We start from the raw sequence: 12480 nt of genomic DNA, 5'->3' as shown, positions 1-12480 counted from the left end.
TAAACAATATGATGCGTAACATTTTCAAAACAATAATATTATCTTCCTCACTTATCCTTACTGTTACATCCTGTGATTTAGATCAATTTCCCAATGACAGCATTTCAACAGAGACAGCTTGGATTACAGTGGATGATGCGGTCAAATTCCGCAATGGCATTTATTCCTATTTCAAATCAGTGAATGGAGGAATCTACACTTATACCGCAGATCAGCAATCAGACTTGTTCAACGCAACTATATCTTTTTCTAACCGTGGCGGCGACATGCATCGCTGGGACTTCACAGCAGCGCAGTATGATATAGAACATATCTGGCAATATAATTATTTCGTCATCAATAATTGCAACAATATCATTGAGAACATAGACAAACTTACCGCCAAAGACGATAAAGAAAAAGCAACTCTCAATACTATAAAAGGGGAAGCCTTTTTAATGCGCGCTATCTGCTATCACACTTTAGCTCTACGCTTTGCCAAGGACTATGAACCAGCCAATGCCGGAACAGACAATGGACTCCCCTTGGTGCTTACCATGAAGCCAGAAGAGAAACCATCTCGCTCAACATTAGAAGACACTTATAGGCAGATTAAGAAAGACATTTCCGAAGCACGCACTTATTTAACTACACCTGGTGAAGCTAACTCTATTTATTTCACGGTAGATGTAATAAACGCTATTGAGGCAAGAGTTGATTTGTACATGCACAACTATTCCGAAGCTATTGCCTTAGCTAAAGGATTGATAGCTAAATATCCTTTGAATAAAGATGTCGAATCCTTTAGTAATATGTGGCTAAATGATGAAAGCTCAGAAATAATTTTCAAGGTTTTCCAGTCTGTGGACGAACGTGACAATTCCATCGGTATTTACCTTTCGTACAACACTGCCACAAAAAGCTTCAATCCCGACTTTGTTCCTGCAAAATGGGTTCTTGACCTTTATGAAAAAGGTGACATCCGCAAAGAAATATTCTATCGTAAAGACAAAATCACTTGTTTGGAAACTGAAGCAGATGATGTATATATGCTAAATAAATATCCAGGAAATCCAGCATTGAAGAAGTCCGAATATGAATATTATCAAATGCCGAAAATATTCCGTGCCGCTGAAGCCTATTTGATAGCTGCCGAAGCTGCTTATCTGGCAAAAGATGCAGATGCGGCTACATATCTGAATCAACTGAGAGTTCAAAGGGGAGCCAGTATAATAGCTTCCTCTGGGGAAGAATTATTTAAGGATATAAAGAATGAATGGATTCGTGAATTTATAGGTGAAGGTCAACGTCTGAATGACCTAAAAAGATGGCATGACAACATTCAGCGTCACGATTCTCAGAATTCATCAATTTTGATGTCTGGAGCCGACTATACAGAGCTGTCTAAGGCTGCTAATGATAAACGTGTGATATGGGAGATTCCGAACAATGACTTGAATTCAAATTCTAATTTGACAGGAAACTGGCAATAAGATTTTGCATATGTCATTTGAAGTGATGATATCAGAACACATGTTTTTATAAATAAAGTGTTTTTTGAAGACCGTACGCTGCGAAGCGGGCGGTCTTCTATATTGTGTACTAAAGCACTTCTCTCACCGACTGTGCAGAAACGCACAAAATAAAAAATATAATTTCCTGCTTTTTGAAGAATTCCTATTTTTTGCTCTTTCTACAAGTTTCTCTGAGTATGACAGCTACATCATCTTCTACACAAAAATATAATATCACATCAAAGGCTTTATATGTTCCTTACCTTCTTTTATCGAAAGTAAGGAAGGTGAAGAATGCAATAACAATCAAGTCAATCTTTCCTTCAAAATATCGACCAATATCGGTTTCACTCCACTGACAAAACATTCCACAGCAATGACCATCAAAATAAGTCCCATCAGGCGCATCATCACATTATTACCTGTTTCGCCAAGAACATTGACCAGCCGTGTAGAAGCACGCAAAATAAAGAAAGTAATCAAATAGATAAATGCAATCATACCAATCAGGACACCTTTCATTTCAATAGTATGAGCATCCTGCATCAATACGATGGCATTGGCTATTGCCCCCGGCCCGCAAAGCATCGGAATGCCAAGAGGAGTAATCGAGATGTCATCAGCATAGGTCTTGATTTCTTCATCTTTCAGCTTCATCGGAGTATAACGCGCCTGAAGCATGTCAAAACCAATCTTAAAGATGATTACTCCACCCGCAATACGGAATCCGTTTGTGGAAATGCCGAAAAACTTGAAAAGAAACTGTCCGGCGAAGGTAAAGACCATAATGGTAATAAAAGCCACCAATGTGGCACGTGACACCACTGACTGCCGTTCTTTATCCGTCATTCCATGCGTCATGGTCAGAAAAACCGGCATGGTTCCAAGAGGATTTGTCAATGTAAAGAAGGAAGTAAAACAAAGCAAAGCGAAAGGCAAGATTGTCTCCATAACTGTATTTTATACGTTTATTTTGGCAAAAATACAACTAAATCTTACATTTTCACAGAAATTGCATTAATTCTTTTAGGTCGGAAATCTGATAAGTAGGCTGGAAAGGCAACTCCATTTTCTTATCCGGATTGTAAAACGCCTGATGCATTCCGACATTTTTTGCTCCGACTATGTCATTTTCCCAACTGTCACCTATCATTAAAGAATCGTGCAAAGCCGATTGAGTAGCAGACAAAGCAAAATAGAAAATATCAGGCCAAGGCTTCAAGACACCAATATCATCAGACAAAACTACTCTTTTGAAAAAATGGCTGATACCTGCCGAACGCATCTTATGACACTGAAGCTCCTGAAAACCATTGGAAAGAATATAAAGATTATATTTTGACGACAAATATTCCAAAACCTCGGCGGCATGTGGCATCAATTTCTTTTTGGTCGGAATCACAGAAAAGAAATCATTTGAAAAGGCTTTTGCCAAAGCAGTGTCATTCACTCCCACTGCCTCCAACGGATATAGGAAACGCTGACGGTTCAGTTCTTCCTTGGTGATTTTTCCCTCTCCATATTCTTCCCATAACTCCAGATTACGGCGTTGATAAAGAGTATAATAATGCTCAAAAGATTGAAAATAGCGGTCGTAACCGTATTTCAGATACATTTCCTCAAAAGTATCACGGGCATTTATAGAAAATGCCCACAATGTATCATCAAGATCAAAAAACAGATTCTTATAAACCATAATGAGTGTGATATCAAAAAACAAATTGCCACAGACCTGCACCAAGAATCATACTTGTGCAAATCTGCGGCAACCTGAGTATTATCTAAAAAATATCGTATAAATACTATTTCACTTGAATTACCAGATACTTGGACACACTCCAAAAATCTTTCGGATTCGTTACCTTCAAGGTCAACTGCCCTTTGTCATCTTTTTCCAAAGCATAAGAGCCCGCCGGGTGAGTAGTCAGAAGTTCAGCACTCTTAGAATACAATTTGATCTCTTTGGTAGTACGGACATCAATCTGCGTAAAGTAATCCTTATTGACATCTCCATCCTTCAAAACATCTCCTTTCTTCAGGATATTCTGGTCTTTCAACTCCTTCTTTGTTCCAAATACAAACCAAGCTGAATTCAGGGCCTTATCCTGTTCGGCAACTGTTTTTGATTTAGCCTCATTTTCGGCGGATAACGTTGCCTTATCGGCAGACAAACCTGTCACGGCTGCGTCCAGTTCCTGAATACGGATATTTTTGGAAGCCAATTCAGCTTGCAATTCTTCGATACGCTGAGTTTTCGCAACCAATTCCTGAGTCAAAGACTCAACGGCTCTTTTTAATTGCGCAGAGTTGTTCTTGCTATTCTTCAACATAGACTGCAACTTAGCAATTTGCTCCTTATTGTCTTCCATTTGTTTACGGATAAATTCAATGTCAGAGGTTATTTGCTGTTTTGCGCTCAAAGAACCTTCTGCTACGGCGCCACGTTGCAAATCCACGCGGCTTTCCGCAGCATTGATTTGGCGGAATCCTTCAGAAATATCATTGAAAGTACCCATCATTTCATCCAATTCAGCATTACGCTGAGTCAGTTCCATCAAAAGAGAATCATTTTCAGCTTTCAACTGGTCTTTGCTACCACCAGAGAAGCTGTCACACGAAGCCATTACGGCTGCGCATACAATTAAAACTGCTAACTTTTTCATACGCTTTTGTTTTACGTTTTTGTTAATGAAGTTATTTAATCGTCTATTCCTGCTACTACAATTACTATCTCACCGCGCGGTTCATTGGCTGTGAAATGTTCTATCAATCCGCCAAGAGTGCCGCGTACCGTTTCTTCATGTATTTTAGAAATTTCTCTCGAAACAGATGCTTGACGTTCCAACCCAAAATATTCGGCAAATTGCGTCAACGCCTTTACCAACCTATGAGGTGATTCATAAAATACCATAGTACGACGTTCCTCAGACAATGCTTTCAGGCGGGTCATACGTCCTTTTTTCTGCGGAAGAAAACCTTCAAAACAGAATTTTTCATTAGGAAGCCCCGAAGTCACCAATGCCGGAACAAAAGCTGTCGCTCCCGGTAAGCACTGCACCTCTATGTCATTACGGACACATTCGCGAACCACCAAAAAACCGGGATCTGATATGCCGGGAGTACCGGCATCCGAAATCAAAGCGACAGTTTCGCCACCCTTTATTCTATTAACAACACTTTCCACCATCTTATGTTCATTAAACTTATGGTGAGACTGCATGCTGTTCTTTATATCAAAATGCTTCAACAATATTCCGGAAGTACGGGTATCTTCTGCAAGAACCAAATCGGCTTCCTTCAAAATACGGATAGCGCGAAATGTCATATCTTCCAAATTCCCTACCGGTGTAGGCACTACATAAAGTTTTCCCATACGCTTCGTTGAATTAACTGAAATTCTTTTTAAGAAGATCTATAAAATCGGCTACCGCCTCACTCTCCTCATCCGGATGTACTTCCGAATTGAAAATATCCATAGCCTCGTCCAAAGAAGATGCTTCGCCTAAAGAACGCACCATCTCATTCATGCGGGTGGCATCTCCGCCAAAAAGTTCTCTTGTAAAACGGAATGAATCATTCAGACTGATGGCATGGCGTAAGTTTGTAGCGGGCTTGATACGCTCCGCCAGGATGGAAGATTCCGAAGACACAGGCTCCGTAACAGCTACGGACATCCCCTCCAGCAATTCTTGCAGCATATCCAAACGAGTTCTCATTTGCTGAATATTTCGTTTGGCCACTATTTTCAATGCCGGATTGGCATCTTTTGAAACTGCTTGCATCAAGCACTTCAATTCCTGAATGTCCAGTTCTATATCATCTAATAAGGTTTGCATATCCTTTACACCATCCGTGTTAACGCCACAAATGTAGAAATAAATAATGAAAAAATACTGGAAAGCAAACAAAAGTATTATTTTTGCGTCTAAAATAGCACTTAGAAACATGGTATTATTCTCAGAAGATCATATCCAGGAAACCAAACGCAGAGGAAGAATTGAGGTTATTTGCGGATCGATGTTCTCCGGTAAAACGGAAGAACTGATACGGCGTCTCAAACGCGCAAAATTTGCCAGACAACGGGTAGAAATATTCAAACCGGCCATAGACACACGTTACTCTGATGAGGATGTCGTATCACATGACAGTCACTCCATTGCATCCACACCGATAGACTCATCAGCAAGTATATTGCTTTTCACTTCCGAAATTGATGTGGTAGGTATTGATGAAGCGCAATTTTTCGACAACGGTCTGATTGAAGTATGCAATCAGCTTGCCAATAACGGTGTACGTGTCATTGTTGCCGGACTGGACATGGATTTTCGTGGCATACCATTCGGTCCGATGCCGGGACTATGTGCCATCGCGGACGAAGTATCTAAAGTGCATGCCATTTGTGTAAAATGTGGTCAACTGGCTTCCTTTTCTCACCGTACCGTCAAGAATGACAAGCAGGTGCTATTAGGAGAGACCGCCGAATACGAGCCCCTGTGCCGCGAATGCTATCAACGGGCCATCAGGGAAGATCAACAAGCGGCAAGCCCAATAGACCGACAACCTTAACTTCAACACCATATGGAGCGCAAAAAGATTACTTTCGACAGTTTTATTCGCGGTATTATCCTCGGAGCCATCATTATCGGCATGCTTATGCTCCTAAAGCGTTTAAGCAGTGTATTATTGCCTTTTTTCATCGCATGGCTCATTGCCTACCTTATTTATCCTCTTGTCACATTTTTCCAATACAAGCTGAAACTGAAGAACAGGATTATTTCCATTTTTTGTGCTCTGTTCACTCTTTTAGCAATAGGAGGAACTGCTTTTTATCTGCTTGTCCCTCCTATGATACAGGAGTTTGGACGGGTAAAGGATCTGTTTACAGAATATTTCTCTAACGGTATCTACAACAGCAATGTCCCCCGAACCCTTTCGGAATTCCTCAAAGAAAACATTGACATGCAATTCCTCAACCAGCTTTTAAAAGAGGAGAATCTACTGGATGCCATCAAAGAGACACTCCCCAAATTATGGTCATTACTATCAGAATCCGTCAACCTGCTATTCAGTTTCTTCACATTCTTCCTAATCCTCCTGTACATCGTCTTTATACTGCTGGACTATGAAAGCATTTCAGAAGGCTGGACTCATCTCGTTCCACAAAAATACAGACCTTTCGTTGTGGGATTGCTGAACGATGTAAAAGACGGCATGAATAAATATTTCCGTGGACAGGCGTTTGTAGCCTTGTGTGTAGGTATTCTGTTCAGTATCGGTTTTCTGATAATAGATTTTCCTTTGGCCATAGGCTTAGGACTGTTTATCGGCATTCTGAACATGGTTCCCTATTTGCAAGTCATCGGCTTTATCCCCACCATCGTGCTTGCCATAGTGAAAGCAGCAGATACGGGAGGAAACTTCTGGATCATTATCGCTTCGGCCACAGCCGTATTTGCGATTGTACAAGCCATTCAAGACGGATTTATAGTACCGCGTGTAATGGGCAAGATTACGGGCCTGAACCCGGCTATCATCCTGCTGTCTTTATCTGTATGGGGGTCATTAATGGGGATGTTAGGCATGATCATAGCCCTTCCACTCACAACACTGATGTTATCTTATTACCAACGTTTCATTATCAACAGGGAAAATATCAGCGAAGCAAAAACTTCTGATAATCAACAAATAGCAGAAAAGGAGTAAAAATAATGCAAACTTTTTTCATCATCCTTCTTGCTTTTTAAAGAAAAGTGCCTATCTTTGCACCCGCTTAACAGCAATAAGGACTGAATCGCTAGCTCAGCAGGTAGAGCACAACACTTTTAATGTTGGGGTCTTGGGTTCGAGCCCCAAGCGGTTCACTAAAAAAGCAGTTATCTGACTCGGATGACTGCTTTTTTTGTTCTTTTGTCAAAAGTAAAATCTACCTTTATGGCCAGAAAAGCCAATTATATAAATTAAACTCAAAACCGATGAATGCAAAAGTCAAAGGATATATATTGGGAGCTGTTGCCGCTGCCACTTATGGAATGAATCCCCTCTTTACCCTTCCGCTTTATAAAGAAGGTATGGATCCTGATTCCGTCCTTTTTTTCAGATATTTATTCGCAATTCCGATATTGGGCATCATGCTGAAGGCACGAGGCCGAAATTTCAGACTAAAACGGAAAGAAATATTTTCTCTGGTTATTTTGGGATGGCTGGTTGCAATCTCCTCCCTTACCTTATTTCAAAGTTACAACTTCATGGAAGCCGGCATTGCCTCAACCATTTTATTTGTTTATCCGATCTTAGTGGCATTAATCATGGCTGTCGCTTTCAAGGAAAAGATCACTTTGCAAACCGTTTTCTGCATACTTTTAGCATTAAGCGGCATCGGCTTGCTCTATAAAGGAGGTGAGGGCGCAACGCTCAATCTGATCGGTGTAGGACTGGTTATGGCCTCCGCCCTCTCCTACGCCGTTTACATTGTAGGTGTAAACCGTCCCATATTAAAGGACGTGGCAACCCTCAAAGTAACCTTTTACGTATTACTTTTCGGCCTATCCCTTTTTCTTATACGCGTGGATTTCGGACAAAGCCTGCATGTGGTGGACAAATGGTATTTGTGGGGAAATTTAATTGCACTGGCTGTTTTCCCAACCGCCATATCATTTCTCTGCACCACACAGGCCATCCAATATATAGGCTCTACTCCAACCGCCATCCTCGGAGCTCTGGAACCAGTAACAGCTGTATTCTTCGGAGTGACCATCTTCGGAGAGTCTCTGACGCCGAGGCTGTGTTGTGGGATAACACTGATTATTCTGGCTGTGACATTCATTATTGCCGGAAGCAATATCACTCCGCATTTAGTGCGCTTCAGGAAACTGTTTCCCAAACTGCCGTTAAAGCACTCCAAAAAGCAAGAAGACGCCTGACAAGTAGATATCCATGATCAGTCTTTTGCTTGATGTACAGTCAACTGCGGGAATGGGAAGCCGATGCCTTCTTCATTGAATATGGAGTAAACAGCCTTGTTCATTTCAAAATAAACTCCCCAATAATCTCCACTCTTTACCCAAACCCGAATCACCACATTGACACTGCTGGCATCCAATGCATGGAGAGCCACAAAAGGTTCGGGAGATGTCAGGATGCGTTTGTCGGCAGCAATAATACGGCGAACAGTGGCTTCTACCTTATCATAGCTTTCACCATATTCCACACCGATCACCCAATCCACACGACGAGTATCTTCACGACTGTAATTGGTCACTGTACCACTGCTCAAAGCACCGTTGGGTATATAAATCACTTTATTGTCGGCCGTGGTCAGGATGGTATGAAAAATCTGAATCTCGCGTACTGTGCCCGAAACTCCCTGACTCTCGATCCAGTCACCGACTTTGAAAGGCCGGAACAGCAATACGATAAGTCCTCCTGCAAAATTCTGCAGGTTTCCGGACAATGCCATGCCTACAGCCACACCCGCAGACGCCAGCAGAGCAGCAAACGAAGTAGTCTCCACTCCCAGCTTACTGATAACGGCTATAATCAACAAGATTGTCAACAGAATATTGACCAGACTCTTTGCAAAACTTTGGATGCTGGGATCCACATGTCTTTTTGCCAACAATTTGGCTACCATCTTTTTCAGGAAAGAAATCAGAAACCGTCCCACTACAAAAATGATGATAGCTCCGATGATACGGCCGCCGGCATCAATTGCCCAGTCCATCAATTGCTGGATAAGAGTTTGCAACTTGCCAATACCGTCTTCGGCGGTCGGAGTAGCAAATGCGGCCATTAATAAGGATAATAGCATAACAATAATCTTTAATATTTAACGTTGCAAAATTAACAAATAACTCTGAAATCCACTCACTTTTTTTGCTGCTTTCAATGAAAAGTCCTAATTTTGCCGCTGATTTCAATATAAGGGGTGCCCTAATACGACGGGCTGAGATCATACCCATTGACCTGATCCGGATAGTGCCGGCGGAGGGAAAAGAAGAAAAGTTCCCCTTTTCTGTATTTATCTAAAAAAAAAATTGCAAATGAAGAAACATGCAATAGCAGCCTGCCTGCTGACGGCGGCGCTCGGTGTCTGTGCGCAGACACAAACGAAAGACAGCCTGCGGGTTGTCAACCTTGATGAAGTGGAAATCATTTCCACGCGTGCAACAAGTTCCACACCGGTAGCTTTCACCAATATCAGTAAAGAACAATTGAAAAAGCAGAATTTTGGGCAGGATATTCCGTATATGCTTACTTTCACTCCTTCCGTGCTGACAACAAGCGATGCCGGAGCCGGAATAGGCTACACCAGTATTCGAGTACGCGGAACTGACGCATCACGCATCAATGTAACCACCAACGGCATACCGATGAATGATGCCGAAAGCCATTCCATCTATTGGGTAAATACCCCGGACTTTGCATCTTCCCTTCAAGACATGCAGATTCAGAGGGGTGCAGGAACGTCAACAAACGGTGCAGGTGCTTTCGGAGCCAGCATTAACATGCAGACACAGGGCATTTCTTCCAAGCCATACGCAGAGGTATCAAGTTCCTACGGTTCGTTCAATACTCACAAGGAAACCGTAAAAGCAGGAACAGGTATCATCGACGGGCACTGGGGATTTGATGTCCGTCTGTCCAATATCCAAAGTGACGGATACAGAGACCGTGCCAGCGCCGACCTTAAATCCTACTTCGTGCAAGGCGGTTATTATAATGACAATACAACTCTCAAGTTCATTACCTTCGGTGGAAAGGAAGAGACTTATCATGCCTGGGACGGGCTGAACAAAGAGACTTTACAGGCAAACCGCAAGTACAACCCGAATGGAGAAATAAAAGATGATAAAGGAGACGTAATAGGCTTCTACGACAATCAGATAGACTATTACCACCAGACGCATTACCAACTGTTGCTGAACCAGATACTCTCTGCCTCATGGAAGCTGAACGCGGCCTTGCACTATACAGACGGGGACGGTTATTACGAAGAATACAAGAATGCCCGCACTTTGGTTGAATATGGATTGCAGCCTTTTGAAGTGAATGGTGTCACCATAGAAAAATCGAATCTGATACGCCGCAAATTAGTGAACAGCGGCTTTGGAGGCGGTATCTTCTCTCTGAGTTATAGAGGAAGCAGACTGGACGCTTCCGTGGGCGGCGGACTGAATTATTACAAGAATACGCACAACGGCGAAGTGATGTGGGTAAAGAACTATATAGGAGACTTGGAGCCCGGTCAGGAATACTATCGTAACATCGGCCGTAAAACGGACGGAAACATCTACGCCAAAGCAAATTGGGCAGTGGGCAAAGGCATTAACCTCTATGCCGACCTGCAATACCGATATACCCGCTACAAGATAAACGGCAACAACGATAAATGGGACTGGACTGCCAGCCCGGCACATCTGCAACCACTCGCCATAGACGAGAAGTTCAGCTTCTTCAATCCCAAAGCCGGAGCACTCTGGAACATTGATTCACACAACAAGGTATATGCCTCTTTCAGCGTAGCACACAAGGAGCCTACCCGTAACAACTATACGGACAATCTCTTTGCGGCCCGCCCCAAGGCGGAGCGTCTATTTGATTACGAACTGGGATATGATTTCCACACAGACCGATTCAATGCCGGCATCAACCTTTACTACATGAACTACAAGAACCAATTGGTACTGAACGGCCAACTGAATGAAATCGGCGAAGCTGTGGCAGAGAACGTGAAAGACAGCTATCGCATGGGCATTGAGCTGATGGCAGGTGCGCAAATCGCCCGTTGGCTGCGCTGGGATGTCAATGCAACCATCAGCCGTAACCGCATCAAGGACTATACGGAATACCTGAGCGACATCAACGAAGATGGGAAAGACATGTACAGCGAAAGCTGGGGCATTTCACAGACCACGCGCTACATCGGAACCACACCCATAGCTTTCTCTCCCGATTTCATGGCCAACAGTCTGATCTCATTGGATTACAAAGGTTTCAGTGCCTCCTTACAGACACAATACGTGGGCAAGCAATACCTCAACAACGCACATCAGGAAGACTGTGTACTGAACAGTTATTGCGTAAGCAACCTCAGCATGGGCTATACCTTCAAACTGCACGGCACAAAATCAGTAAGCATAGGCATGACCGTATATAATCTCTTTGACGAAACCTACGAAAGCAACGGATATGCCTCCGGCGCCGCCGTTTATCAGGGACATGGAAAAAATCAGATAAAGACCCCTGACAGCAAGTTGCTTTATACCTCCAACCATGCGGTTTATTATCCGAATGCGGGAGTCAACGCGCTGGCGCATATTACACTGAGTTTTTAACCTCTACATAACATAGGAGTTAAAAAGATGATATGGAGCAGCTTCTCGAAATAACCGGTACATTGGTCGGATTACTCTATCTTTGGTTTGAGTATCGCGCAAGCATTTATCTATGGATAGCAGGCATCATCATGCCTGCAATCTATATTTTTGTTTACTACGAAGCAGGACTATATGCCGATTTCGGTATCAACATCTACTACCTGGGCGCTGCCCTCTACGGATGGATGATGTGGAAATACGGAACGTTCCTGCGTAAAAAGCTGTTGCGAAAAGAAGCAGCACAGCCGAAAGAGCTACCTATTACACGTATGCCACTACGTTACTTACTGCCGCTCATAGCTGTATTTGTCGTCACGTTGCTGGGTATCGCCTATATCTTGATAAACTTCACGGATAGTAATGTGCCATGGCTTGATTCGTTCACTACTGCACTGAGCATTGTCGGCATGTGGATGCTGGCACGCAAATACGTAGAACAATGGTGGGCGTGGATTGCCGTAGATGCCGTCAGCACGGGATTATATATCTATAAAGGACTTGATTTTACCGCCGCTTTATACGGTCTATACACAATAATCGCTATCTTTGGCTATTTCAAATGGAAGAAGATGATGGAAATTAGTGATTAACGATTAGTGATTAGTGATTGG

General features: G+C 42.7%; 12 protein-coding genes, 1 tRNA gene and 1 riboswitch. Of the genes, 7 read left to right on the top strand and 6 right to left on the bottom strand.

All coding sequences use genetic code 11. The features are described 5' to 3' along the window. Positions 1-8: 8 nt before the first annotated feature. A complete protein-coding gene (locus BACHE_RS05970; RefSeq protein WP_013546786.1) occupies positions 9-1472 on the top strand; it encodes a RagB/SusD family nutrient uptake outer membrane protein in 1464 nt (487 codons plus the stop codon). Between the two features lie 327 nt (positions 1473-1799). Here BACHE_RS05970 and BACHE_RS05965 read toward each other — a convergent pair whose 3' ends face one another. The 5 genes from BACHE_RS05965 to BACHE_RS05945 all read right to left on the bottom strand — a co-directional run bounded on the left by BACHE_RS05965 (position 1800) and on the right by BACHE_RS05945 (position 5329). Then, positions 1800-2444, bottom strand: coding sequence for a MarC family protein (locus BACHE_RS05965; RefSeq protein ID WP_013546785.1), 645 nt, complete (start codon positions 2442-2444; stop codon positions 1800-1802). Positions 2445-2496: 52 nt separating this feature from the next. After that, positions 2497-3189 carry a YjjG family noncanonical pyrimidine nucleotidase gene (locus BACHE_RS05960; protein WP_013546784.1) on the bottom strand — a complete coding sequence of 231 codons (693 nt, stop codon included), beginning with the start codon at positions 3187-3189 and terminating at the stop codon, positions 2497-2499. 106 nt (positions 3190-3295) lie between these two features. After that, entirely contained in the window at positions 3296-4156 is an 861-nt protein-coding gene (locus tag BACHE_RS05955; RefSeq protein ID WP_013546783.1) for a Cbp1 family collagen-binding glycoprotein adhesin, read from the bottom strand. 35 nt (positions 4157-4191) lie between these two features. Then, positions 4192-4866: a 16S rRNA (cytidine(1402)-2'-O)-methyltransferase gene (gene rsmI / locus BACHE_RS05950; protein WP_013546782.1), complete on the bottom strand. Its 675-nt coding sequence runs from the start codon at positions 4864-4866 to the stop codon at positions 4192-4194. A 13-nt stretch (positions 4867-4879) separates the two neighbouring features. After that, on the bottom strand, positions 4880-5329 hold the full coding sequence (locus BACHE_RS05945) for a hypothetical protein (protein ID WP_041579684.1): 450 nt from the start codon (positions 5327-5329) through the stop codon (positions 4880-4882). 109 nt (positions 5330-5438) lie between these two features. Between BACHE_RS05945 and BACHE_RS05940 the strand changes: the two genes are divergently transcribed. The 4 genes from BACHE_RS05940 (at position 5439) to BACHE_RS05925 (ending at position 8413) form a co-directional block, all read left to right on the top strand. Beyond that, positions 5439-6059 (top strand): thymidine kinase, encoded by a 621-nt coding sequence (locus BACHE_RS05940; protein WP_013546780.1) that lies wholly within the window; start codon positions 5439-5441, stop codon positions 6057-6059. 12 nt (positions 6060-6071) lie between these two features. Further along, positions 6072-7196 (top strand): AI-2E family transporter, encoded by a 1125-nt coding sequence (locus BACHE_RS05935; protein WP_013546779.1) that lies wholly within the window; start codon positions 6072-6074, stop codon positions 7194-7196. 85 nt (positions 7197-7281) lie between these two features. Continuing rightward, positions 7282-7354 (top strand) — tRNA-Lys (locus BACHE_RS05930). A 111-nt stretch (positions 7355-7465) separates the two neighbouring features. Beyond that, positions 7466-8413 (top strand): DMT family transporter, encoded by a 948-nt coding sequence (locus BACHE_RS05925; protein ID WP_013546778.1) that lies wholly within the window; start codon positions 7466-7468, stop codon positions 8411-8413. A gap of 17 nt (positions 8414-8430) precedes the next feature. Here the strand turns inward: BACHE_RS05925 and BACHE_RS05920 are convergent, their stop codons facing one another. Beyond that, entirely contained in the window at positions 8431-9300 is an 870-nt protein-coding gene (locus BACHE_RS05920; protein ID WP_013546777.1) for a mechanosensitive ion channel family protein, read from the bottom strand. A 103-nt stretch (positions 9301-9403) separates the two neighbouring features. Continuing rightward, a riboswitch (TPP riboswitch) is annotated at positions 9404-9499 on the top strand. Positions 9500-9532: 33 nt separating this feature from the next. Between BACHE_RS05920 and BACHE_RS05915 the strand changes: the two genes are divergently transcribed. Together BACHE_RS05915 and pnuC are read left to right on the top strand one after the other, a co-directional pair. Then, complete coding sequence (locus tag BACHE_RS05915; RefSeq protein WP_013546776.1) at positions 9533-11827, top strand: TonB-dependent receptor; 2295 nt, start codon at positions 9533-9535, stop codon at positions 11825-11827. Between the two features lie 32 nt (positions 11828-11859). Continuing rightward, the gene (gene pnuC / locus BACHE_RS05910; RefSeq protein ID WP_013546775.1) at positions 11860-12459 is read left to right on the top strand and encodes a nicotinamide riboside transporter PnuC; all 600 of its coding nucleotides are present in this window, start codon (positions 11860-11862) and stop codon (positions 12457-12459) included. Positions 12460-12480 lie beyond the last annotated feature (21 nt).

Source organism: Bacteroides helcogenes P 36-108, from assembly GCF_000186225.1.
Lineage (GTDB): Bacteria > Bacteroidota > Bacteroidia > Bacteroidales > Bacteroidaceae > Bacteroides > Bacteroides helcogenes.
Note: the sequence above shows the minus strand (reverse complement) of the source record. Positions and strands in the feature narration are given on the sequence as shown.

Excerpts from the sequence above, each read along its gene's own strand:
- BACHE_RS05940 (WP_013546780.1), top strand. The coding sequence starts at position 5,439 with ATGGTATTATTCTCAGAAGATCATATCCAGGAAACCAAACGCAGAGGA.
- BACHE_RS05970 (WP_013546786.1), top strand. The coding sequence starts at position 9 with ATGATGCGTAACATTTTCAAAACAATAATATTATCTTCCTCACTTATC.
- BACHE_RS05920 (WP_013546777.1), bottom strand. The coding sequence starts at position 9,300 with ATGCTATTATCCTTATTAATGGCCGCATTTGCTACTCCGACCGCCGAA.
- pnuC (WP_013546775.1), top strand. The coding sequence starts at position 11,860 with ATGGAGCAGCTTCTCGAAATAACCGGTACATTGGTCGGATTACTCTAT.
- BACHE_RS05960 (WP_013546784.1), bottom strand. The coding sequence starts at position 3,189 with ATGGTTTATAAGAATCTGTTTTTTGATCTTGATGATACATTGTGGGCA.
- BACHE_RS05925 (WP_013546778.1), top strand. The coding sequence starts at position 7,466 with ATGAATGCAAAAGTCAAAGGATATATATTGGGAGCTGTTGCCGCTGCC.
- BACHE_RS05915 (WP_013546776.1), top strand. The coding sequence starts at position 9,533 with ATGAAGAAACATGCAATAGCAGCCTGCCTGCTGACGGCGGCGCTCGGT.
- BACHE_RS05935 (WP_013546779.1), top strand. The coding sequence starts at position 6,072 with ATGGAGCGCAAAAAGATTACTTTCGACAGTTTTATTCGCGGTATTATC.
- BACHE_RS05965 (WP_013546785.1), bottom strand. The coding sequence starts at position 2,444 with ATGGAGACAATCTTGCCTTTCGCTTTGCTTTGTTTTACTTCCTTCTTT.
- rsmI (WP_013546782.1), bottom strand. The coding sequence starts at position 4,866 with ATGGGAAAACTTTATGTAGTGCCTACACCGGTAGGGAATTTGGAAGAT.
- BACHE_RS05955 (WP_013546783.1), bottom strand. The coding sequence starts at position 4,156 with ATGAAAAAGTTAGCAGTTTTAATTGTATGCGCAGCCGTAATGGCTTCG.
- BACHE_RS05945 (WP_041579684.1), bottom strand. The coding sequence starts at position 5,329 with ATGCAAACCTTATTAGATGATATAGAACTGGACATTCAGGAATTGAAG.